The 21,026-nt window shown below is 60.7% G+C and carries 22 protein-coding genes; 8 read left to right on the plus strand and 14 right to left on the minus strand.

What is annotated here, in order from left to right:
- The first annotated feature begins 8 nt into the window (after window positions 1-8).
- The 3 genes from ACRY08_RS09490 to ACRY08_RS09500 are packed head-to-tail and all read left to right on the plus strand — an operon-like array spanning window position 9 to window position 2,509.
- Window positions 9-770, plus strand: a complete 762-nt coding sequence (locus ACRY08_RS09490) for an alpha/beta fold hydrolase (RefSeq protein WP_432449679.1) — start codon at window positions 9-11, stop codon at window positions 768-770.
- Window positions 767-1,738 carry an alpha/beta hydrolase gene (locus ACRY08_RS09495; protein ID WP_432449680.1) on the plus strand — a complete coding sequence of 324 codons (972 nt, stop codon included), beginning with the start codon at window positions 767-769 and terminating at the stop codon, window positions 1,736-1,738. The genes ACRY08_RS09490 and ACRY08_RS09495 overlap by 4 nt, the downstream gene beginning before the upstream one ends.
- Before the next feature lie 60 nt (window positions 1,739-1,798).
- Window positions 1,799-2,509: an alpha/beta fold hydrolase gene (locus ACRY08_RS09500; RefSeq protein ID WP_432449681.1), complete on the plus strand. Its 711-nt coding sequence runs from the start codon at window positions 1,799-1,801 to the stop codon at window positions 2,507-2,509.
- A 53-nt stretch (window positions 2,510-2,562) separates the two neighbouring features.
- On the opposite strand, the gene phaZ is transcribed toward ACRY08_RS09500, so the two are convergent.
- A complete protein-coding gene (gene phaZ / locus ACRY08_RS09505; protein WP_432449682.1) occupies window positions 2,563-3,873 on the minus strand; it encodes a polyhydroxyalkanoate depolymerase in 1,311 nt (436 codons plus the stop codon).
- A 113-nt stretch (window positions 3,874-3,986) separates the two neighbouring features.
- Here phaZ and ACRY08_RS09510 point away from each other — a divergent pair, with 113 nt between their 5' ends.
- The 3 genes from ACRY08_RS09510 to phaR all read left to right on the plus strand — a co-directional run bounded on the left by ACRY08_RS09510 (window position 3,987) and on the right by phaR (window position 7,123).
- Entirely contained in the window at window positions 3,987-5,792 is a 1,806-nt protein-coding gene (locus ACRY08_RS09510) for a PHA/PHB synthase family protein (RefSeq protein WP_432449683.1), read from the plus strand.
- Window positions 5,793-5,940: 148 nt separating this feature from the next.
- Window positions 5,941-6,384 carry a phasin, PhaP gene (locus ACRY08_RS09515; protein WP_432449684.1) on the plus strand — a complete coding sequence of 148 codons (444 nt, stop codon included), beginning with the start codon at window positions 5,941-5,943 and terminating at the stop codon, window positions 6,382-6,384.
- Between the two features lie 172 nt (window positions 6,385-6,556).
- Complete coding sequence (phaR, locus tag ACRY08_RS09520; protein WP_432449685.1) at window positions 6,557-7,123, plus strand: polyhydroxyalkanoate synthesis repressor PhaR; 567 nt, start codon at window positions 6,557-6,559, stop codon at window positions 7,121-7,123.
- Between the two features lie 134 nt (window positions 7,124-7,257).
- Here the strand turns inward: phaR and lexA are convergent, their stop codons facing one another.
- The 6 genes from lexA to ACRY08_RS09550 all read right to left on the minus strand — a co-directional run bounded on the left by lexA (window position 7,258) and on the right by ACRY08_RS09550 (window position 12,217).
- The gene (gene lexA, locus ACRY08_RS09525; RefSeq protein ID WP_432449686.1) at window positions 7,258-7,956 is read right to left on the minus strand and encodes a transcriptional repressor LexA; all 699 of its coding nucleotides are present in this window, start codon (window positions 7,954-7,956) and stop codon (window positions 7,258-7,260) included.
- Window positions 7,957-8,114: 158 nt separating this feature from the next.
- Window positions 8,115-9,287 (minus strand): molybdopterin molybdotransferase MoeA, encoded by a 1,173-nt coding sequence (locus tag ACRY08_RS09530; protein ID WP_432449687.1) that lies wholly within the window; start codon window positions 9,285-9,287, stop codon window positions 8,115-8,117.
- Complete coding sequence (gene moaC, locus ACRY08_RS09535) at window positions 9,284-9,772, minus strand: cyclic pyranopterin monophosphate synthase MoaC (protein ID WP_432449688.1); 489 nt, start codon at window positions 9,770-9,772, stop codon at window positions 9,284-9,286. Before moaC ends, ACRY08_RS09530 begins: the two co-directional genes overlap by 4 nt.
- On the minus strand, window positions 9,769-10,569 hold the full coding sequence (gene trpC, locus ACRY08_RS09540) for an indole-3-glycerol phosphate synthase TrpC (protein WP_432449689.1): 801 nt from the start codon (window positions 10,567-10,569) through the stop codon (window positions 9,769-9,771). Before trpC ends, moaC begins: the two co-directional genes overlap by 4 nt.
- Window positions 10,570-10,592: 23 nt before the next feature.
- Window positions 10,593-11,609: an anthranilate phosphoribosyltransferase gene (trpD, locus tag ACRY08_RS09545; protein ID WP_432449690.1), complete on the minus strand. Its 1,017-nt coding sequence runs from the start codon at window positions 11,607-11,609 to the stop codon at window positions 10,593-10,595.
- Window positions 11,606-12,217, minus strand: a complete 612-nt coding sequence (locus tag ACRY08_RS09550; protein WP_432449691.1) for an anthranilate synthase component II — start codon at window positions 12,215-12,217, stop codon at window positions 11,606-11,608. The genes trpD and ACRY08_RS09550 overlap by 4 nt, the downstream gene beginning before the upstream one ends.
- Before the next feature lie 130 nt (window positions 12,218-12,347).
- Here ACRY08_RS09550 and ACRY08_RS09555 point away from each other — a divergent pair, with 130 nt between their 5' ends.
- The gene (locus ACRY08_RS09555; protein ID WP_432449692.1) at window positions 12,348-13,835 is read left to right on the plus strand and encodes a divergent polysaccharide deacetylase family protein; all 1,488 of its coding nucleotides are present in this window, start codon (window positions 12,348-12,350) and stop codon (window positions 13,833-13,835) included.
- A 3-nt stretch (window positions 13,836-13,838) separates the two neighbouring features.
- Here the strand turns inward: ACRY08_RS09555 and ACRY08_RS09560 are convergent, their stop codons facing one another.
- From ACRY08_RS09560 to ACRY08_RS09580, 5 genes are all read right to left on the minus strand, one after another.
- The gene (locus tag ACRY08_RS09560) at window positions 13,839-14,264 is read right to left on the minus strand and encodes a cupin domain-containing protein (RefSeq protein ID WP_432449693.1); all 426 of its coding nucleotides are present in this window, start codon (window positions 14,262-14,264) and stop codon (window positions 13,839-13,841) included.
- A gap of 5 nt (window positions 14,265-14,269) precedes the next feature.
- A complete protein-coding gene (locus tag ACRY08_RS09565) occupies window positions 14,270-15,046 on the minus strand; it encodes a hypothetical protein (RefSeq protein ID WP_432449694.1) in 777 nt (258 codons plus the stop codon).
- Window positions 15,047-15,176: 130 nt separating this feature from the next.
- A complete protein-coding gene (gene eno / locus ACRY08_RS09570; RefSeq protein WP_432449695.1) occupies window positions 15,177-16,451 on the minus strand; it encodes a phosphopyruvate hydratase in 1,275 nt (424 codons plus the stop codon).
- Window positions 16,452-16,534: 83 nt separating this feature from the next.
- Window positions 16,535-17,407, minus strand: coding sequence for a DMT family transporter (locus ACRY08_RS09575; protein ID WP_432449696.1), 873 nt, complete (start codon window positions 17,405-17,407; stop codon window positions 16,535-16,537).
- Window positions 17,408-17,528: 121 nt separating this feature from the next.
- Window positions 17,529-17,945, minus strand: a complete 417-nt coding sequence (locus tag ACRY08_RS09580; protein WP_432449697.1) for a Fur family transcriptional regulator — start codon at window positions 17,943-17,945, stop codon at window positions 17,529-17,531.
- Window positions 17,946-18,141: 196 nt separating this feature from the next.
- On the opposite strand from ACRY08_RS09580, the gene ACRY08_RS09585 reads away from it, so the two are divergent.
- Entirely contained in the window at window positions 18,142-18,804 is a 663-nt protein-coding gene (locus ACRY08_RS09585; protein WP_432449698.1) for a TetR/AcrR family transcriptional regulator, read from the plus strand.
- Between the two features lie 120 nt (window positions 18,805-18,924).
- Here the strand turns inward: ACRY08_RS09585 and ACRY08_RS09590 are convergent, their stop codons facing one another.
- Window positions 18,925-19,761, minus strand: a complete 837-nt coding sequence (locus ACRY08_RS09590; RefSeq protein ID WP_432449699.1) for a PhzF family phenazine biosynthesis protein — start codon at window positions 19,759-19,761, stop codon at window positions 18,925-18,927.
- Window positions 19,761-21,017 (minus strand): cation:proton antiporter, encoded by a 1,257-nt coding sequence (locus ACRY08_RS09595; RefSeq protein ID WP_432449700.1) that lies wholly within the window; start codon window positions 21,015-21,017, stop codon window positions 19,761-19,763. Before ACRY08_RS09595 ends, ACRY08_RS09590 begins: the two co-directional genes overlap by 1 nt.
- Window positions 21,018-21,026 lie beyond the last annotated feature (9 nt).

The following is a 21,026-nucleotide window of genomic DNA, read 5'->3' on the forward strand; positions in this document are numbered from 1 at the left end:
AGACCGGGGTGACCGCATATCTTGACACGGCGCAGGGCCGCCGCATTGCCTATGTGAAAACAGACGGGGCCGAGGGGTATACTGGGCCGACCATTCTGTTTCTGTCCGGTTTGAAATCGGACATGGAAGGCACCAAGGCCGTCGCGCTTGAGGCTTGGGCGAAAGAACAGGGCCGCGCCTTTCTGCGCTTTGACTATTCGGGGCACGGCGTCAGCTCGGGCGAGTTCCGCGACGGCTGTATTGGCGATTGGCACGAAGACACGCTTGAGGTTGTGGACAAGCTGATCGACGGGCCGGTTCTGGCCGTGGGCAGTTCCATGGGTGGTTGGCAGTCGCTTTTGCTGGCGCGCGCGCGCCCCAATCGTGTGATGGGGCTGGTGACCATCGCCGCCGCACCGGATTTTACCGAGGACGGATACTGGGCAGGCTTTTCGGATGATCAGAAGGCCGAGTTGGAGCGAGAAGGCTTCCTGTCGATCCCGTCGGATTACGACGAGGATTACATCATCACCAAACGCCTGATCGAGGATGGGCGCGAGAACTTCGTTCTGCGGTCCCCCCTTAAGTTGGATATGCCCGTGCGTTTCCTGCAAGGGACCGAGGACGAGGCCGTGCCGACGGCGCAAGCCGTGAAACTGCTGGAGCATGCCGAGGGCGAAGACATCCGCCTGACCCTTGTGAAGGGCGCGGATCACCGGTTCTCGGATGACGAATGCCTGCGCACGATCCAAAAGATGGTGAAGGTTGTGCTGTCGCGGGCCGCATCATGAGAAAGAGCGTTCTGCGCGGGGCGATGGCGGTCTCGGCGCTGCTGGCGGCTGTGTTTGTCATCGGTCCCTACGAGCCGGTCGACCTTGCGGTGCGCTTTGACGACAGCGCCATCGGCGCCGATCCCGCCGCCTATCTGGAACAGCGCGAAGGGGTCTTTGACGACATTGTTCCGGGGGCAGAGAAACGCATTCAATGGGCAGGACAGCCGGGGGAGAAGACGCCGCTTTCGGTGGTCTATCTGCACGGGTTTTCTGCCAGTGCTGAAGAACTTCGCCCGGTGCCGGACCTTGTGGCAAAGGGGCTTGGCGCGAACCTCTATTTCGCGCGGCTTGCCGGACATGGGCGGTCGGCCACGGCAATGGCGGGCCCAACTGAGAACGACTGGATGGTGGATTATGCCGAAGCCATGGCCGTGGGCCGCGCGATCGGCGACGAGGTCTTGGTGATTGCCACTTCAACCGGCGGCGCGATTGCAGCGCTGGGGGCCTTTGATATGGCCGCATCGCGTGCACTCAAGGGGGTGACATTTGTCTCTCCGAATTTCGGGATCAACGATGCAAAAGCCCCGCTTTTGACCTTTCCCGCCGCACGGTACTGGTTGCCACTTGTGGCCGGGAAAACGCGTGGATTCACGCCGCTCAATGACGCACAGGCCCGGTACTGGACGGAAAGCTATCCGGTCACCGCATTGATGCCGATGGCGGCGATGGTGAAAGTGGCAGCTCAGTCGCGCTATGGGATCGTGGACACGCCAGCGCTGTTTATATATGCGCCTGAGGATGCGGTTGTGGATGCCGATGCGACCGAAAAAGTTGCAGGTGGCTGGGGCGGTGAGGTTACCCGGCACGTGGTTGAACTGACGCCAGAGCTTGACCCGATGGGCCACGTGTTGGCGGGCGATATTGTCAGCCCTGCAGGCACCGCGCCGATGGTTGCGCGAATTCTAAGCTGGGCGCGCGGGTTATAACTTGCGCCACCGGCGCATCACGTCCACACTCCCACCTGAGGCGAAATGAGGTGAGCTGTGATGCGTGAGCCGTTGGTTCTGATCCCTGGAATGATGTGCGACGCGCGGGTTTTTGAACCGCAAATCAATGATTTATCGCGCGACCATACCGTGATCGTCGCGGCGCCCACGCGCGGGGAGACCGTGCGCGAAATGGCCTCGATCCTGCTTGATGACCTGCCTGCGCGGTTTGCCCTTGCGGGCCTCAGCCTGGGCGGCATCGTCGCGATGGAGATGGCCCGGCGTGCACCCGACCGGGTGAACCGTTTGGCGCTGATCTCAACGACGCCGCTGCCCGATACGCCCGCGCAAGCGTCGTGGCGCGAACCGCAGATCGTGCGCGCCAGTGCCGGTCGGCTGGACGAAGCCATGGCCGAGGCGTTTTCCGCCGAGCATCTGGCGCAGGGCGAGCGCCGTTCCAACATCATGGCACTGGTTCACGCGATGGCGCAGGGGTTGGGGGCCGAGTGTTTCATCCGCCAGTCACGCGCGCTGCAACGCCGCCCGGATGCGCAACGCGCGCTTCAGAAGCTGAAAGTACCCACCATGGTCCTGTGTGGCGGGCAGGATGGTCTGACCCCGCCCAAACGGCATGAAACCATGGCGGCTTTGATCCCCGGCGCCGAGCTTGTGATCCTGCCCGATGCTGGTCATCTGCCGCCGCTTGAAGTGCCCGAGCAGGTGAATGTCGGGCTGCGCGCCTGGATGGATATGCCGCTGGAGCTGCGCTGAAACGACAAAACGCGCCCCGAAAGGCGCGTTCTGGTTTGAGTTTTCAGCGATGATCAGCCGGCTTTTTTGGCTTTCACTTCCACCGGTGCTTTCTTTTTCGCGGCTTTTTTCTTGGCAGCCTGTGCGGCGTGGCGACCGGCGTTCTGATCGATAAACTCCAGAACCAGCGGACGAATATTGCTGCGCCAGCTTTTGCCCGCGAAAATGCCGTAGTGGCCTGCGCCCTCTTCGACATGGCTGGCTTTTTTGTCATCAGAGAGACCGGTCAGCATGTCCAGCGCCGCGATACATTGGCCGGGCGCCGTGATGTCATCTTTGGTGCCTTCGACGGTTTTCACCGCCACATCGGTGATCGCGCCGATATCGATTCTGTGCCCGTCCACCACAAATTCATTCTTGGCGATCTCGCCGTTTTTGAAGATGCGTTCGACGGTGGACAGATAAAACTCGGCGGTCATATCCATCACCGCAAGATATTCATCGTAGAAGCGGTTGTGTTTGTCGTGATCCGATGCGTCGCCCTTGGCCACGCGCATGATCTGATCGGCGAAGGCCTTGGAGTGCGTTTCGGAATTCATCGACATGAAACCGGCAAGCTGCAACAGGCCCGGATAGACCATGCGACCCGCGCCATCATATTTGAAACCCACCCGCTGAATGGCCATTTCTTCCAGCTGGCCCATGGTCACGCGACGGCCAAAATCGGTGACGTCAGTCGCAGCGGCATCGGGGTTGATCGGGCCACCGATCAGGGTCAGCGTCTGGGGCTGGGCCTCGGGGTCGATCTCGGCCAGGTAGGCGGTGGCGGCAAGTGTCAGCGGCGCGGGTTGGCACACTGCAATCACGTTGATGTCCGGGCCAAGATGTCGCATGAAATCAACAAGATAGAGCGTATAGTCCTCGACGTCGAACTTGCCTTCGCTGACCGGGATGTCGCGCGCATTATGCCAGTCGGTGATATAGACTTCTGCGTCGGGCAAAAGGCTTGCGACGGTGGAATGCAGCAAGGTCGCATAGTGGCCCGACATCGGGGCGACCAGCAGCACGCGGCGCTCTTTTTCCGGGCGGCCCAGCACCTTGAACTGGATCAGGTCCCCAAAAGGGCGTTCCACCAGCTTTTCGATCTGAACGATATGGTCACGCCCATCTTCCGCGACGACACTGGTGATGCCCCAATCGGGCTTCACGATCATGCGGTGAAAGCTGCGTTCGGTCACTTCGCCCCATGCGGCCATCATTTGGAAAAATGGCGTCGGCATCAGGGCCGTTGCGGGGTAGGAACCCATCGCGGCGGCGGTCGCGCCGAGCCATTGATTCGTGTTGCGGATGGTCTCCATCAGGTCGTAGGTCGCCATGTAGCGCATTCGCGTTCCCCTTATTTAGCCTTTGCTTTTCAGGCTGGTCACTCGCATAGTGATTAACATATGCGGCTTTTGCAATGCTGCAAGTGCAAACAGAATAGGGGGGAAATTGCTTCATGACAACTGATCATAAGGAACGTCACGGGAACGAGGGTCAGGAGTTGAGCGAGTTGAACGAAAATCTCGCACGGATTGAAGCATTATCTGCCCGGCTGGCCGAGATCATGGCACATCGCAAACCGGTGCGCCCAAGCCTGCAGGGGCCGGGGCAGGAGTTTTACATGAAGGCGGCCTCGACCCTCTGGGCTGACTACATGGCGGACCCCGCCAAGATGATCGAACAGCAAGCGGCCTTTTGGGGCAAAACGCTGGAACATGCGGTCGAGGCGCAGTCTGCGCTTTTGTCGGGCGAGTTCAAAGCGCCCGAGGATCACAGCCCCAAGGATCGACGGTTTTCGAACCCGCTGTGGGAAACGCACCCGTATTTCAACTACCTCAAGCAGCAATACATGATCAGCTCTGATGCGATGGAAGAGGCGCTGAACGGGGTTTCGGGGCTTGAGGAAGACGACCGCAAGCGCATGGAGTTCTTCACTCATCAGATCATCGACATGATGAGCCCGACAAACTTCCTTGGGACCAATCCCGACGCGATGGAGCGCGCGATCGAGACGAACGGGCAGTCGCTGGTCAATGGGTTGCAAAACCTCGTGGCTGATCTGGAGGCCAATGACGGCGAGCTTCTGGTCAAGCTGGTGGATGAAAGCGCGTTTGAGGTCGGCGGCAACATCGCCACCACGCCCGGTCACGTGGTCTTTCGCAATCGCATGATCGAGTTGATCCAATACACGCCCACCACCGAAAAGGTGCACGCGCGCCCGTTGATCATCTTCCCGCCCTGGATCAACAAATTCTACATCATGGACCTGAAGGAACAAAACAGCCTGATCAAATGGATCGTCGATCAGGGCTATACGCTTTTCGTGGTCAGCTGGGTGAACCCCGGCGCGGATTACGCGGATGTCGGGTTGGAGGAATATGTTGAAGAAGGCTACATGGCCGCGATCAACGAGGCGAAAGAGATTACCGGACAGAAGAAGGTGAATGTGGTTGGCTATTGCATCGCCGGCACCACGTTGTCTCTGACGCTGGCGCTGATGAAGAAACGCGGTGACAGCTCGATCAATTCGGCCACCTTCTTCACCACGCTGACGGATTTCTCTGATCAGGGCGAGGTGGGCGTGTTCCTTGACGATGATTTCGTTGACGGGATTGAAGAAGAGGTGACTGCCGCGGGCTATCTGGACAGTTTCTTCATGTCGCGCACCTTCTCTTATCTGCGCCCCAATGACCTGATCTATGGCCCTGCGATCAACAGCTATATGCTGGGCAAAACGCCGCCTGCATTCGATCTTCTGTACTGGAATGGCGACAGCACGAACCTTCCCGCGAAGATGACCGTGCAATATCTGCGCGGGTTGTGTGTGGGCAATGAATTTGCCGATGGAGGCTTTGAGCTTTTCGGCGAAACCCTGTCATTGTCGGATGTGGAAACCCCGATCTGCGCCATTGCCTGTGAGACCGATCACATTGCGGCGTGGAAGTCGTCCTATCTGGGCATGCGGCAGATGTCGGGCAAAGACAAGACCTTCATCCTGTCGGAAAGCGGTCATATCGCGGGGATCGTGAACCCGCCATCGAAGAAGAAATATGGCCATTATACAAACGAGGACTGGCCAGCGGCTGCCAAGGATTGGCAATCCGGGGCGACCTATCATGAAGGGTCGTGGTGGGGGCGCTGGGATCAGTGGCTTGCCAAGAAATCCGGCAAGAAAGTCGACGCGCGTATGCCCGGTGATTCGGGACGCGCGCTTCTGGCACCGGCCCCGGGGACCTATGTAGTGGCCAAGCCAAAGCCCTGATCAAAACCCTGAAAACACACAACTTAAAAGTGTTACATGCTGCAGTGCAGAAAAAGCTTGATTTGCTGCGCTGCAGCATCCATATTGTTTGCAGACGCAGAAATAGGTGCCGCCTCCTCCCTTTGGTGCCGCAATATGGAGAAAGACCATGACCAAGACCCAAGATTACACCAAGATGTTCCAGGACATGATGGCCAACTTCCCGGTTGATATGTCGATCGCTCAGGACGCTTTCAAAAACCAGGCTGCCCTGGGTGAGAAACTGTCGAAAGTGGCCCTGCAGGCTGCTGACAAATCGGCCGAAATCTCGACCAAATGGACCAAAGAAACCATCGCCAAAGTTGGCGAAGTTGCTTCGGCCAAAGACGAAGCTGCTGACTATTCGAAAGCCATGACCGATTTCGCTTCGGCTCAGGCAGAGCTGGCTGCTGAAAACATGGCTGCCTTCGCTGAAGTCGCCAAAAAAGTTCAGGCCGAAACCGTTGAGCTGATGATGGCTGCCGGCAAGGAAATGGGCGAAGAAGCTCAGGCTGCTGTTAAAAAAGCCACCGACGAAGTGTCGAAGGCTGCCAAAAAAGCAACCGCGAAGTAAACGGATAAGGGTCGGAGCCTCCTCCCCCCGACCAGTTCCGAAAGGGCGTGCCATGGGCGCGCCCTTTTTCGTTGTGGGGCAAATGGGCCCATTTGATCAAAGGGCTTGCCTTTGGGCGCTGTGTTGATAGGCTTTTGCAGTGCAGCAGCGGTCATCGCTGCGGGGAGGTAACATGGCGCAAGACAAAGACGCATTGCTGATCAAACGGTACGCAAGCCGTCGGCTATATAACACCGAAACGTCGGACTACGTCACCTTGGACGATATCGCGGGCTTCATTCGCGATGGGCGTGAGGTTCAGATCATTGACCTGAAATCCGGGGATGATCTGACGCGGCAATATCTGCTGCAAATCATCGCAGAACATGAAAGCCGGGGCGAAAATGTGCTGCCCGTGGATGTGTTGACCGATCTGGTTCGCTCTTACACGACGCAGGCGCAAAGTGTGGTGCCACAGTTTCTGGCCGCCAGCTTCGAGATGCTGCGTGATGGCCAGTCGAAGATGATGGAAAACCTGGGCACCATGGGCAACCCGATGGCGCAAATGCCGGGGTTCGAGGCCATGCAAGCCCAACAGGAGGCTTTCATGAAAGCCATGATGGGTGGGTTTTCGGCTACGACGACCTCGGCGGATGACGCTGCGGACGACGCGGCAAGTGATGAAGGCAACAGCGACGAGTTGGAGAAGATCAAAAAGCAACTGGCCGAGTTGCAATCCAAATTGTCGGGTCTGGGCTAAAGCGTTTCCAGATCATGCTGCCTCAACATAGTGCGGAAACGCTTTAAAAAGCCCTGTCTCAGGTTGAAACCGAAACTTTCTAAAAAAGCCCGGATTTCCATCCGGGCTTTTGTCGTTTTCTGAGATGAGTGTGTTCAGTAAGTACGGATCAGGCCGACCAGCTTGCCCTGAACTTTCACCTGACCTTCGGGCAGAAGGCGGGTTTCATAGGCGGGGTTGGCGGCTTCCAGCGCGATCATGCCATCGGTTTTGCGAAACCGCTTCAGCGTGGCTTCATACCCATCAACCTGCGCCACCACGATATCGCCGTTCTGGGCGGAATTTGTTTCTCGAATGACCACGACATCACCATTGTTGATGCCGGCGTCGATCATTGAATCCCCTTTGACTTCAAGCGCATAGTGCTTTCCGCCAGAGCCCAGCATATTGTCGGGAACAGACACGTGTTGCGCGCCATCGGTGATCGCCTCGATCGGCACACCTGCCGCGATACGACCCAGCAGGGGCAGGTCGCTGATACCCAGCGCGTCCAGAGATACGGCACTTGCCGGCGTGCTGTCGGGGCGACCGCCGTCGACCACGCGGGGCTCAAACCCGGCGCGACCGGCGTTTTCCATTGGCTCTGGCAGTTTCACGATCTCGATGGCACGGGCGCGGTGGGCCAGGCGGCGAATGAAGCCGCGCTCTTCCAGCGCCGTGATCAACCGGTGGATACCGGACTTCGAGCGCAGATCCAGCGCCTCTTTCATCTCGTCAAACGATGGCGGTACGCCGTCACGCTGAATGCGCTTGTGAATAAACTCAAGAAGTTCCAACTGCTTGCGGGTCAACATGGCCGCGATCCTCCGTCCTCTCGATGGGGGCGGGGCGTGGTTTCAGACCCACCCGGCCCAATGCCCTCGTGTCGGGGCGTTCAAGAGATGTTCTACCCATGTTCCCTTTTTGTGTCAAGGATTGGGGCAGGTGATCGGGTCGATGCGTTTGCGGCGTGTTAAATCGGCAGGTAGTCCAGAACCTCGCCAGCAGGGCGCTCTGGGTCAGAAGGTGGCCGCACCGCCAGCGCGTTGGCCTGCGACAGAACGCTCAGAAGCGCGCTGTCTTGCTGGTCGAAAATGGTGATCTCTCCGCTCTCAACCCGGGCGCGCATATAGTGTTCGCGCGGGCCGTTGGCGCGCACGGGGGCGGTAAGCCGTGCGGTCAGGCGTGGGGCAGGGGCTGCGCCCAGCCCCAGCATCTTTCGCAAAGCGGGCACAAGGAACACATGGCCGCAAACCATTGAAGACACGGGATTACCCGGCAGGCCAATCATCGCGGTATTGCCCAGACGCCCCGCCATCAGGGGTTTTCCGGGACGCATCAGAACCTTGTAAAAGCTTTGCTCCATGCCCAGTTCGGCGGCAGCATGGCCCACAAGATCATGATCGCCCACAGAGGCACCGCCAATCGTCACGATCAGATCCGCATCCGCGGCCAGTTCGAAGGCCGTGCGCAGGCTGTCCAGATTGTCGCGCGCAATGGGCAAGAGGCGGGCGTGACCGCCATGGGCCTCGACCAGCGCCTTCAGGCCAAACCCGTTCGAGGCGATGATCTGATCCGGGCCGGGGATCTCGCCGGGCATGACCAGCTCGTCGCCCGTGGCCAAAAGCGCGACGACGGGCTTGCGGGTCACGGTCAGTTTCGGGGCGTTCATCGCAGCCGCCAGCGCCAGATCGGCGGGCGTCAACACGCGGGGCGCGGGGATCGTGTCACCGGGGGCGAAGTCGGCTCCGGCGGGGCGCACATGCGGCCCCTTGTCCAGCTTGCGCGCCAATGTGATCAGCTTGCCCTTACGGTCCACATCTTCCTGAATGATCACGCGGTCGGTGCCTTCGGGCATCGGCGCGCCGGTGAAGATGCGCACGCATTCGCCGGGACCAACGCGCCCCTGAAACCCGTGCCCGGCGGCACTTTCACCGATCACGCGGAACATGGCCTCGGGGTCGGCCTCGACGCCCTTCAACGCATAGCCATCCATCGCCGAGGCGGCAAAGGGCGGTTGCAGGCGGGTGGCGGTTACGGGACCGGCCAGGGTGCGGCCAGCGGCTTCGGTCAGCGCCACATCTTCGGTGCCCAGAGGGGCCAGAAGGTCAAAGATGGCGTCCAGGGCCTCGGTCACCGTGATCATTTTTCTGCCTCGTAAACCCCTGATTTCCCACCTTCTTTGCGCAACAGGCGGATGCCGGTGATCGCCATGCCCTTCTCGGCAGCCTTGAGCATGTCATAGACGGTCAGGCAGGCGACAGACACGGCGGTCAGCGCCTCCATCTCGACCCCGGTTTGCCCGCCGGTCTTGACGGTTGCGGTGATGCGCAGGCCCGGCAGATCGGGGGCGGGGGTCAGTTCCAGCGCAACCTTGGTGATCGGCAGCGGATGGCACAGTGGGATCAGGTCCGAAGTGCGTTTCGCCCCCATGATGCCTGCCAGCCGTGCGACGCCCAACACATCGCCTTTCTTGGCGGAACCGGAGGTGACCAGCGCCAGCGTCTCGGGCGTCATGAGCACGAAACCTTCGGCCAGCGCCACGCGGTTCGTCACCGCTTTGTCCGACACGTCGACCATATGCGCCTGTCCATCGGCGTCGAAATGGGTGAGGGGGCTTTTGTCGCTCATGCCGACACCGGATCGGCCAGGATCGCGCGGGTGGCGGCCTCGACATCCTCTTGGCGCATCAGGCTTTCCCCGATCAGGAAAGACCGCGCGCCGTGGCCCGCCATATCTGCCAGATCAGCAGGGGTGAAAAGCCCGCTTTCGCAGACCAGATGACGGTCTTCGCCTGCCAGTTTTGACAGGCGTTTCGTGGTGTCGAGAGAGGTCTCGAACGTCTTCAGATTGCGGTTGTTCACCCCCAGAAGTGGGGATTTCAGCACCTGCGCGCGTTCCAGTTCGTCTTCGTCATGCACCTCGACCAGCACATCCATGCCCCAGGAAAAAGCTGCATCTTCAAGCTCTTGCGCCTGGGTGTCTTCGACCGAGGCCATGATGATCAGGATGCAGTCGGCACCCAGCGCGCGCGCCTCAGCCACCTGATAGGTGTCATACATGAAATCCTTGCGCAGCGCGGGCAGGGACACGGCGTTGCGGGCCTCCACAAGAAATTCGTCAGCCCCCTGAAACGAGGGCGTGTCGGTCAGAACAGACAGGCAGGAGGCACCGCCGGCCTCATAGGCGCGGGCCAGTTCGGGCGGGTTGAAATCTTCGCGGATCAAACCCTTGGACGGGCTGGCTTTCTTGATCTCGGCAATCAGCCCATAGCCCGCTTCTGCATCGCGCATCAGCGCCTTCGCAAACCCCCGCGTGGGGCTGGCTGCGCGGGCGGCGGCTTCGACATCTGCCAGCGGCCGGGCGGTTTTGCAGGCGGCCACATGCTCCAGCTTATAGGCTTTGATCTTGTCCAGAACGGTGCTCATCGGGGTCTCTTTCGTCAAATGGGTCAGGCGGCCGAGGTCAGGGCGGCCAGTGCCTCGATCTTGGCTTTGGCAGCCCCGCGATCAATGCTTTCAGCGGCCATGGCCACGCCTTCTTTCAGGTCAGCAGCTTTGTCGGCCACCACCAGCGCCGCAGCAGCATTGAACAGCACCGCATCACGATAGGCCGAGGGCGCGCCGTCCAGAAGCGCGCGGAAGGCTTCGGCATTCTCGGCAGGTTCTCCACCAAGGATCGCGGAGAGCGGATGCACTGGCAGACCCGCATCTTCGGGATGCAGCTCGCGCGTGTGCACCGCGCCATCTTCCAACGCGGCCACGGCGGTGGTCCCGGTGATCGAAATCTCGTCCATCCCGTCTGCCCCATGCACCAGCCAGGCCTTTTCGGACCCCAGCGCCAGCAGGGTTTCGGCCATCGGGTGGATCAGGTCGGGCGCAAAAGCGCCGGTCAGCTGGCGTTTGACGCCGGCCGGGTTTGTCAGGGGCCCGAGGATGTTGAAGATCGTCTTGCAGCCCATATCCATACGCGCGGGCATGACATGTTTGATCGCAGGGTGGTGCATGGGTGCCATCATGAAGCCGATGCCCAGCTCGTTGATGGCGCGTTCGGCCACATCTGCGCCGACCATCACGTTCACACCCATTTCGCCAAGCGCATCAGCCGCGCCGGATTTCGACGACAGGTTGCGGTTGCCGTGTTTGGCCACCGTCACACCCGCGCCCGCGACGACAAAGGCGGTGGCGGTCGAGATGTTCAGCGTGCCAAGCGCATCGCCGCCCGTGCCCACGATGTCCATCGCGCCTTCGGGCGCAGAAACGGCATTGCATTTGGCGCGCATTACAGCTGCAGCGGCGGAATATTCCGCGACGCTTTCGCCCCGCGTGCGCATGGCCGCGAGCAGCGCACCGATCTGGGCGTCGGTGGCCCGACCTTCGAAGAGCTCCTCGAACGCATCCTCAGCCTGCGCGCGTGACAGCGGGCCTTCGGTGGCTGCGAAAATCAGCGGTTTCATCGCGTCGCTCATGATGTCACCTCTTTCAACTTGCTCTCCGACAGCGTGGTGCCTGTGCGTTTCAGGAAATTCGCCAGCATCGCGTGGCCGTGTTCCGACCGGATGCTTTCGGGGTGGAACTGCACGCCTTCCACGTCCAGCTCCTTGTGGCGCAGCCCCATGATCAAGCCGTTGTCCAACTCGGCTGTGATTTCTAGGCAATCGGGCAGGGTGGTGCGATCGACAACCAGCGAGTGGTAGCGCGTGGCCAGAAGCGGTGCAGGCAGGCCTTCGAACACGCCTTTGCCCTCGTGCTGGATCTCGCCCATTTTGCCATGCACGATCTCAGGCGCGCGGATCACGTCGCCGCCGAAGGCTTCGCCAATGGTCTGGTGCCCCAGGCAAACCCCGAAAAGCGGCACCTTGGCTTCGGCTGCGGCCATGGTCAGGGGCAGACAGATGCCTGCCTGGGCCGGATCGCAGGGGCCGGGGGACAGAACAATGCCATCCGCACCCATGCCCATCGCCTCTTGCACATCCAGCGCATCGTTGCGACGCACGACCACATCCGCGCCAAGCTCGCCGAAATAATGCACGAGGTTGTAGGTGAAGCTGTCATAGTTATCGATCAGCAGGATCATTTTGCGGCCTTTCGCCCAGAAACTCTTTGCAGGGGTTACGCAGCGCCCCTGTCGGGCTATACATGGTCCAGTCCTGCGCCGAGGGTCAAGAGCGGTGCGGGCGGAATTGAGGTTTCGGGGAGAGAAAGCCATGGCAAAAGGCTTCCTGTCAGGTGTGATCGTTGGTGGTGTGGTCTCTGTGGCCGGTCTTAGCGCGGTGTCCTTGATACTGCCGCCCGTGGGTCAGAATGACCTGAACGGCGATGTCGTGGCCGAAATGCCTGCGACGCCATCGCAGGAGGCTGCGCCGGATGTGGCGCCCGTGGCACCTGTCGCGCCTGCGGAAATGTCCGAAGACACGCCGTCGGAGACCCCGGAAACTGCCGCGCCAGATTCGGGTGCAGATAGCGGCACGGATACGAGCACAGACACAGGCGCGGATATGCAAGCGCCAAGCGATGCTGCCATGCCAGACACCAATGCGGATACGCCCGCGGCAGATGCCGCCTCTCCTGCCAAGGAGGTTCCTCAGGACGGGGATATGGCACCGGGTATGGAGCCGGACGGTGCGCCTCAGGACGTGGACCCAGCAAATGACCCGACCTTCCTGCCAACCCATACGCCCGAGCCTTTGCCCACACCTGACTTGCCCGCCCCGGCCCCTGAACAGGACAATGCCGACGTAGAGGGCGAGACGGGCATGGAGCCGGACGTGACCCCAGCGCCGATAACCGAGGACGTGCCTGACAGCGATGGCGCAGCGGGGGCGGCACCCGGCGCAACCGAAGCCGAGGCGCAAGAGGCCGAAGCAGAGGCCCCACCCACGATCAAAAGCGATCCTGTTGCCCCGATCCAAGATCAGGCACCGGACGTGACAACGGGTCGTTTGCCCTCGATCGACGCCACGCCGGATGACGCGGCGGAGGACGAGGAAGCTCCGACCGAGGCCGCCGAAAATGACAGCCCGCTGGCCATCGAACGCAATGCGTTGCCCTTCGACAACCCCGACGCGCGCCCGTTGATGTCGATTGTTTTGAAAGACATGGGCCCGGAGCGAGAGAAGATCGAAGGCCTGTCAAAACTGCCGTTCCCGGTCAGCGTCATCGTGTCAGCCATCGCACCAGACGCGGATGAGGCGATTGCCTTTTACAAGAAAGCCGGGCTTGAGGTCGTGGTCGAGGCCAATCTACCCCCCGGCGCCACCCCGGTGGATGCCGAGGTGAACCTGCAGGTGCAGGAGCCGCTGATCAACAAAGGTACGGCGGTTTACCTCGCGCCTGAAAGTGCTGTGCAATCAGACGCGCAGCTGGCCAAACAGGTGGCCGAGATCCTGATTGTGTCCGGGCACGGGCTCTTGACCGACCCGCAGGGGCTGAACACGGGCCATAAGACGGCGCTGAAAGCGGGCGTGGCCTCGGGGCTGGTGTTTCGCGATTTGGATGGCGACGGTCAGACCGGCAAGGTCATCCGCCGCTTTCTGGACAATGCTGCTTTCAAAGCGCGTCAGGAAGAGGGCGTGATCCTGATCGGACGCGCCCAGCCGGACACCGTGCAGGCGCTGGTGGAATGGAGCCTTGGCAGCCGGGTGAACTCGGTCGCCATGGCGCCCTTGTCGGCCACGCTGCTGGGTGGGCTGTAGAGTTTAAGCGACCGGAATGTCAAACCCGTCGGGCGCAAGGGTGAAGCCCTCGAACTGAAAGCCCGGCGAGACCGTGCAGCTGACCAGCGTATAGGCGCCTGTTGAGCGTGCGGCCTGCCAACGGTCTTTGGGAACAATGCGTTGTGGAAGCTGTCCTGCGGCCAAATCCGGGCCCAGAAGCTGTTCGCGCGCGGGGCCCGCGTCGTCATCGGCGACCGATAGCACCAAGGGTGCGCCTGCATGGTAGAGCCAGATTTCAGTGGCATCGACCTTGTGCCAATGGCTGCGCTCGCCCTCTTTCAAAAGGAAATAGATGCAGGTGCCAGCGGGGCGGCCCGTGTTGCCGCTGTCCACCCAAGTCTGGCGGTAATGTCCGCCCTCGGGATGGGGGTCAAGCTGCAGATGGGCGATGATGTCGTCAGCGGTCATGGGTGTCATTCCCGTTTCAGGCTGGCGCGCAGTTCGACCAGCGATTTGCCCAGCCGGAAGGGAGCAGCGAAGCTGACCATGCACAGCGCGACCAACTGCCAGATCAGGATATCCGCATGTTGCTGCAGATATTCCCATTCGTCCTTCAGGGTGCCCACTTCGGCGACCAGGACCTCGTAACTCTGGGCGAGCACGTTGAAGTCCCCGGCCACTTCGGGGCGGGTTGGGGTCAGGGCGGCGGCGGCTTGGGTGGTGCGTTCGTCGCGCGCGGCAAAGACCACGAAACGCTCGATGGCAAAGGCGTCAACATGTTCGACCATGTCCATCCGGCGCTCAGTCTGACGGGTTTTCCGTTCTCCGAACAGGAAGCTCAGCCCGGCCAGCGGGGCAACGGATTGGGTGACCTCGATGAACAATGGCAAGTCGGCGTTCTTGGCGGTCGAGGCCGAAAGGAACTCGATCTTCTCGCATAGGACCAAAAGCTGCGGGTCACTGGCCCCTTCGCAATAGCGCAACCGGAACCGGGCAGCGTCGCCGTCAAAGGCGCGGGTCAGCGCATAGGCCAGGTCGATCTGCCGATCCAGCCGCGAGCTGTCTGCGGTGTAAAGCCCCGCGACAATCGCCACCAATGCGCCCACACCCCCCAGCACAACCCACAAGAGGTCCGCCAGTTTCCACGCCCGGTGACCGGCTGGTTTGCGAAACAGAAACAACACGCCAATCACCCCCAGCGCAAAGGCCGAGAGCAGAAGCTGCAGCTGGTATTGGGCGATGAAAGCCATGGCGCGAGTTTAGTCGCTTGCCGGGGCGGGGCAACCGCGATGACGGATTTGTCATGTCGGGTTGTCTGCGGAGGGGGGGACAAAACCGCCGGGGATCGACCCCGGCGATTTCGTATCTTGCGCGCGTTGCTTATTTCAGGATCGAACGGCCTGCATATTCGGCGGTTGCGCCCAGCTGTTCCTCGATGCGGATGAGCTGGTTGTATTTCGCGAGCCGGTCCGAACGTGCCAGCGAGCCGGTTTTGATCTGGCCGCAATTGGTGGCCACGGCAAGGTCGGCGATGGTGGCGTCTTCGGTTTCACCCGAGCGGTGCGACATGACGTTGGTCATGCGCGCGCGATGCGCCATGTCGACGGCTTTCAGCGTTTCCGACAGCGACCCGATCTGGTTCACTTTCACCAGCATCGAATTGGCCGCGCCCTTGGCGATGCCTTCGGCCAGACGCTCGGGGTTGGTCACGAAGAGATCGTCGCCGACCAGTTGCACCTTGTCACCAATGGCCTTGGTCAGCGCGACCCAGCCGTCCCAGTCATCTTCCGACATGCCATCTTCGATCGAGATGATCGGGTAGTCGTCGCAGAGCGCAGCCAGATAGGCAGCGTTTTCTTCCGATGACAGCGATTTGCCTTCGCCCGACAACACGTATTTGCCGTCTTTGTAATATTCGGTCGCGGCGCAATCGAGCGCCAGATAGATGTCTTCGCCCGGCTTGTAGCCCGCTTTCTCGATCGACTTCATGATGAAGTCCAGCGCGTCACGGGTCGATGCGATGTTGGGCGCAAAGCCGCCCTCATCGCCGATACCGGTGGACAGGCCCGCCGCCGACAGCTCTTTTTTCAGCGTGTGGAACACTTCTGCGCCCATGCGCACGGCTTCGCGGATGTTCTCGGCCGCGACCGGCATGATCATGAATTCCTGAATGTCGATCGGGTTGTCGGCATGCTCGCCGCCATTGATGATGTTCATCATCGGCACGGGAAGCACGCGGGCCGAGGCGCCGCCGACATAGCGGTAGAGGGGCAGGGCGCTTGCATCGGCAGCGGCTTTCGCCACAGCAAGCGACACGCCCAGAATGGCGTTGGCACCAAGGCGGCCTTTGTTGGGGGTGCCGTCCAGCTCACACATGGCGGCGTCGATGGCTTCCTGCTCGGTCGCGTCAAAACCCACCAGAGCGTCTGCAATCTCGCCGTTCACGGCCTCGACTGCGGCCAGAACGCCTTTGCCAAGGTAGCGTGCCTTGTCGCCGTCCCGCTTTTCCACGGCCTCATGCGCACCGGTTGACGCGCCCGAGGGCACAGCGGCGCGGCCCAGCGTGCCGTCTTCCAGGATCACGTCCACCTCAACGGTGGGGTTGCCCCGGCTGTCCAGAATCTCGCGGGCGAAAATATCGACGATGGTGCTCATGTTAGCGCTCCCAATAAGAAGAAAACTTCAGTTGAGGCGTCTTTAACGCGTCCTGTGCCGCACGACAACAGGGCAGGGGAATGTTAGCGCACGCTGGCCTTGCGTTCGCGCAAAAACATGTAGCTTCCGGTCGCAATCACGATGCCTGCGCCCAAAAGCGTCCAGCCATCGGGGCGTTCGGCAAAGACCAGCATGCCAAGGATCATCGAAAAGATCAGCCGCATATAGCGAAACGGCATGATGATCGAGGTTTCAGCAATGCGCATCGCCTGCACGATGGCGTAATAGCCTGACACGCCGCAGATGATGGCGCCCAGCATGAACCCCCATTCCACGCCCTGCGGCATCACGAAGGGATCGTTGATCGGGGCCAGCAGAAACCCCGCGGGCACCACCGAGAAAAAGCCATAAAATGCCACGCTGATCGAGGGGATGGACGGGTCGATCTGGCGGGTCAGCAGGTCACGCACGGCAATGGTGATCACGGCCCCAAGGGGCAAAAGTGCAGCAAGCTGGAACGTGTCGCTGCCGGGCCGAATGATGATCAGAACGCCAATGAAGCCGATGCCAATGGCGCTCCAGCGGCGCCAGCCCACCTGTTCGCCCAGAAACAGCGCGGCCCCCGCCGTGATTGCCAGCGGGGTTGCCTGAAACACCGCCGCAACGGTCGACAGGGGCACCAAAGACAGGGCGGTGATGAAGAACATAGCGGCCACCGCTTCCGAGGCGTTGCGCCACAGCATCACCGGCGAACGCATGTCGCGATGCACCAAGGGGGCCAGCGTACCGCGCTGGATCAAGGTCATAACGCCAAAGGCAATCATGCCGCCAAGACCCAGGAAAATAAGTACTTCGGATACGGGAATGCCGCGCGACATCGACTTGATGAACGCATCTTCCCCGGCGAAAGCCGCCATGGCAAAGGTCACAAAAATGATGCCGCGAATGTTTTGCATGGTCCGTCCCGTTGCGCGTGATGGGGGCGCAGTCCGGCGACCAAAGCCGATTTGCCCGATTGCGGCAAGGGGGATTTCCCTGATGTGTCAAATCACGGCGCGTGATGGGTCTGCGCGTGGGTCAGCTTTTCTTGCGTATGCCGTAAAGTTCCAACCGGTGGCCTTTCAGCTCAAAGCCCAGTTTGGCAGCGATCTTTTCCTGCAGGGCCTCAATCTCGGGGTCGAGAAACTCGATGACTTCACCGGTGGCAAGGTCGATCAGGTGATCGTGGTGGTCACGGTCCGCGCTTTCATAACGCGCGCGCCCGTCGCCGAACTCGTTTTTGACCAGAATGCCAGCCTCTTCAAAGAGTTTGACGGTGCGATAGACGGTGGCCAGCGAAATGCGGTTGTCCACGGCGGCAGCGCGGGCGTGCAGGCCTTCGACATCGGGGTGGTCGTGGTGGGCATCTTCCAGCACGCGTGCAATAACCCGGCGCTGCTCGGTCATGCGCAGCCCCATTTCTTCGCAGCGTTTCAAGATGGATGCGCCTGACATGGTCCCCTCGCGTGATCCTTACGCCCCTTATGCCGTGAAATCCTGATCAGGCAAAGGGGCAGAGCGGCCAAGCCGTGTGGATTTTCTTTCCCATGCGCGCTGCCATTGAGTAGAGAGGGGGAAGATGGTTTGGTGGCAGGGGGCATGACCGGGGTCATCAGGGCCTGTGACACCAGAGAATGGGCAAGCGTGATCAATGCAACAGGATGACAAGCTAAGGCGCGCCAGATCGCAAGATCAGAAAGCGCAGCGGCAGGCCGCCATCTTGTCCGCGGCCCGCGACATTATTGATGAAAGCGGGTTTGACGGTGTGACGATGAGCGGTCTGGCCAAGCGCGCCGGCTTGGCCAAGGGCACGCTTTATCTTTACGTGCGCACGAAAGAAGAGCTGTTCTTGCTGTTATGTGTCGAAGCGATGGACGAGGTTGTCACCCGCTTCAAGACAACCGCGAAGCCCGGCGACAGCGCCGCCGATCTGGCCCGCCTGATGACGGTGAACGCGCAATCCACGCCGCTGTTTTTATCTCTGTTCGCCCGCCTTGTGGCGGTGATCGAAGCAAATGTCGCCGATGAGCCGTTTTTCGCGGCCAAACGCCAGTTGCTGTCATTGGGGCAGGACTGGGCGGTGCATCTGGGTCATGTGACCGGGGTTGCCCCGGAAAAGGTGGCGCCACTGGCGAGCACCCTTCAGATGGCAATGTTGGGGGCCGCGCAGTTTGATATTTCGGCGTGCCGCGATCCGGGCACGCTGCCCGAGGATCTGCAAGAGGCTTTCGCCGCCCACGCGTTCGCGCCCAGCTTTGAACCCGCCGCCCGGCTGATTTTGGAAGCGGTGATGGACCCGCCCACCACGGCCTGATGGCGCTTAAAGCGTTTCGACTTATTGTTGAGGCACAACAATGAGACGAAACGCGCGGACCCTACCAATGTCGTGGGCGTTTCGAAATCAACTTGTGTCTCAAGTTAATCTCGAAACGCTTTATCGCAAGAGCTTGCCGGACATCATACGCAGAGCGGCCCCTGCCACGGTCACGCTGCCCGGTTCTGCCCGAAGGTGAATCTGCGACGGGCGGCCCATGTCGACACCCTGATGAATGGTGAACGCCTGCGCTGCCCCGCGATCCTGACACAAAACTGCGGCCAGAGGTGCCGCCGCCGATCCGGTTGCCGGGTCTTCAGGAATACCACCCAACGGGGCGAACATGCGCGCATGGATCGCGCCATCGGGGGCTTCAACCCAGGCATAAACATCGAATTCATCGTTGCTTGAAAACAGCGCGGCCCCTTCGCGCATTGCGTCTGTGTTCGGGCATAGTGTCGACAGCGTTTTGCGGCTGTCCAGCTGGACATAGACAAAATCGCTCCCCAAAGACGCGATTTCCGGTTCTCCGATGATCTGATCTGGCGTGCAACCGATGGTGCGGGCCACAAGTTCGGGTGCGGGCTTGGCTTTGCGTTCCAGCGGCACTTGGGTCACAAAGCTGGCCTGCCCGGCCTCGGCACGGGCGCAAAGCGGGCCGACGCCCAGTTCCAGCACCATATCGGGACCATGCCCCATCTCGGCCAGCATCACGGCGGTGCCAATGGTTGGGTGGCCTGCAAAAGGCAGCTCGCGCGCAGGGGTGAAGATGCGGATGCACGCGGTATGCGCCGGGTCTTCGGGCGGCAGCACAAAGGTGGTTTCCGAGAAGTTGAATTCCCGCGCGATGGTCTGCATCTGCTCTGGGGTTAACCCTTCGGCCTCTGGAATCACCGCCAGCTGATTGCCCCCATAGGGCGTTTTGGTAAAGACGTCATAGACAGCATAATCACGCATCACATCAGCTCCGGTTCGCGGCCGATCCGTTTCGCCATCGGCGCCACGGTCAGGCCTTGTATGATGATCGAGAAGATCACCACGATATAAGTGGCCGTCAGGATCAGCGGTTTCCATTCATTGTCGGGCAGCGACAGCGCCAGCGCAACCGAGATGCCGCCCTTCAGTCCGCCCCATGTCATGATCGGGATCACCCCTTTCGAGAAGCTGCGGAAGGGTTTCAATAGCGTCACCGGCACCGCCACGGCGGTCAGGCGCGCCACCAGCGCCAGCGCAATGGCCAGCGTGCCGGCCATCACGGCGTCCATGGTGAAGGCGACCGCGAAGACCTCGAACCCGATCATCAGGAAAAGAACCGCGTTCAGAATTTCGTCAATCAGCTTCCAGAAGGCGTCGACATATTTGCGGGTCTCTTCGCTCATCCCATGTTTGGCGCCCACGTCGCCGATTAAAAGCCCCGCACAAACCGCCATGATCGGGGCCGAGAAATGCAGCGCCACGGCCAGTTCATAGCCGCCAAAGGCCAGCCCCAGCGTCAACAGAACCTCAAGCGAATAGTCGTCGATCTGACGCATGATGCGAAAGGTCAGCCAGCCCAGAACAACGCCCAGAACCGCCCCGCCCACGGCTTCTTGCAAAAACAGCATGATGGCGCCCATGGCAGCGCTTTCCCCATGCGCCGCGTGGCTGTCGGATGGAAAGGCCAGCCCCACCAGCACAAGGAACACAACATAGCCCACACCGTCATTAAAAAGGCTTTCGCCGGCAATCTTGGTTTCCAGCGATTTTTGCAGATTGGCCTCGCGCAAGACGCCCAGAACCGCCACGGGATCGGTGGGCGTGATCAGCGCACCAAAGACCAGCGCGATCAACAAAGGCATGCCGGTGATCCAGCTGAACCCCACGCCAACCACCACGGTCGACAGCGCGACCCCCATGGTGGCCATCAAAAACACCAGCCGCCACTGTTGGCGCAGGTCCGAGATTTTCACATGCAGCGCACCTGCAAACAACAACAGCCCCAGCATGCCTTCCAGAAGGGCGTCCGAGAAATCAATGCTGGTCACCTGTGTGCGCACCTGATCGGCGACCCCCAGACCGGGCGCCACCAGATCCAGCACAAGGATTGCCAGCGAGGCCGCCAGCGACACCACAAGGATGCCAATGGCCGATGGCAGTTTCAGGAAAAGATAGTTGATGGCTCCGAACAATCCGGCCAGCACAATCAAAAGCGATGCAATTTGTAGAAATGTCATGATGTTTTC

This window comes from Aliiroseovarius marinus (genome assembly GCF_050881025.1).
Taxonomy (GTDB): Bacteria; Pseudomonadota; Alphaproteobacteria; order Rhodobacterales; family Rhodobacteraceae; genus Aliiroseovarius; species Aliiroseovarius marinus_A.

What these genes read in the sequence shown, in the direction of transcription:
- ACRY08_RS09580 (WP_432449697.1), bottom strand. Translation starts at nt 17,945, where the DNA reads ATGTCAGGCGCATCCATCTTGAAACGCTGCGAAGAAATGGGGCTGCGC.
- ACRY08_RS09530 (WP_432449687.1), bottom strand. Translation starts at nt 9,287, where the DNA reads ATGATCACGGTGACCGAGGCCCTGGACGCCATCTTTGACCTTCTGGCC.
- ACRY08_RS09565 (WP_432449694.1), bottom strand. Translation starts at nt 15,046, where the DNA reads ATGGCTTTCATCGCCCAATACCAGCTGCAGCTTCTGCTCTCGGCCTTT.
- ACRY08_RS09585 (WP_432449698.1), top strand. Translation starts at nt 18,142, where the DNA reads ATGCAACAGGATGACAAGCTAAGGCGCGCCAGATCGCAAGATCAGAAA.
- moaC (WP_432449688.1), bottom strand. Translation starts at nt 9,772, where the DNA reads ATGAGCGACAAAAGCCCCCTCACCCATTTCGACGCCGATGGACAGGCG.
- ACRY08_RS09550 (WP_432449691.1), bottom strand. Translation starts at nt 12,217, where the DNA reads ATGATCCTGCTGATCGATAACTATGACAGCTTCACCTACAACCTCGTG.
- ACRY08_RS09590 (WP_432449699.1), bottom strand. Translation starts at nt 19,761, where the DNA reads ATGCGTGATTATGCTGTCTATGACGTCTTTACCAAAACGCCCTATGGG.
- trpC (WP_432449689.1), bottom strand. Translation starts at nt 10,569, where the DNA reads ATGAGCACCGTTCTGGACAAGATCAAAGCCTATAAGCTGGAGCATGTG.
- eno (WP_432449695.1), bottom strand. Translation starts at nt 16,451, where the DNA reads ATGAGCACCATCGTCGATATTTTCGCCCGCGAGATTCTGGACAGCCGG.
- lexA (WP_432449686.1), bottom strand. Translation starts at nt 7,956, where the DNA reads ATGTTGACCCGCAAGCAGTTGGAACTTCTTGAGTTTATTCACAAGCGC.
- ACRY08_RS09575 (WP_432449696.1), bottom strand. Translation starts at nt 17,407, where the DNA reads ATGCAAAACATTCGCGGCATCATTTTTGTGACCTTTGCCATGGCGGCT.
- ACRY08_RS09515 (WP_432449684.1), top strand. Translation starts at nt 5,941, where the DNA reads ATGACCAAGACCCAAGATTACACCAAGATGTTCCAGGACATGATGGCC.
- trpD (WP_432449690.1), bottom strand. Translation starts at nt 11,609, where the DNA reads ATGAGCGACGCGATGAAACCGCTGATTTTCGCAGCCACCGAAGGCCCG.
- ACRY08_RS09560 (WP_432449693.1), bottom strand. Translation starts at nt 14,264, where the DNA reads ATGACCGCTGACGACATCATCGCCCATCTGCAGCTTGACCCCCATCCC.
- ACRY08_RS09555 (WP_432449692.1), top strand. Translation starts at nt 12,348, where the DNA reads ATGGCAAAAGGCTTCCTGTCAGGTGTGATCGTTGGTGGTGTGGTCTCT.
- ACRY08_RS09495 (WP_432449680.1), top strand. Translation starts at nt 767, where the DNA reads ATGAGAAAGAGCGTTCTGCGCGGGGCGATGGCGGTCTCGGCGCTGCTG.
- ACRY08_RS09510 (WP_432449683.1), top strand. Translation starts at nt 3,987, where the DNA reads ATGACAACTGATCATAAGGAACGTCACGGGAACGAGGGTCAGGAGTTG.
- ACRY08_RS09500 (WP_432449681.1), top strand. Translation starts at nt 1,799, where the DNA reads ATGCGTGAGCCGTTGGTTCTGATCCCTGGAATGATGTGCGACGCGCGG.
- phaR (WP_432449685.1), top strand. Translation starts at nt 6,557, where the DNA reads ATGGCGCAAGACAAAGACGCATTGCTGATCAAACGGTACGCAAGCCGT.
- ACRY08_RS09595 (WP_432449700.1), bottom strand. Translation starts at nt 21,017, where the DNA reads ATGACATTTCTACAAATTGCATCGCTTTTGATTGTGCTGGCCGGATTG.
- phaZ (WP_432449682.1), bottom strand. Translation starts at nt 3,873, where the DNA reads ATGCGCTACATGGCGACCTACGACCTGATGGAGACCATCCGCAACACG.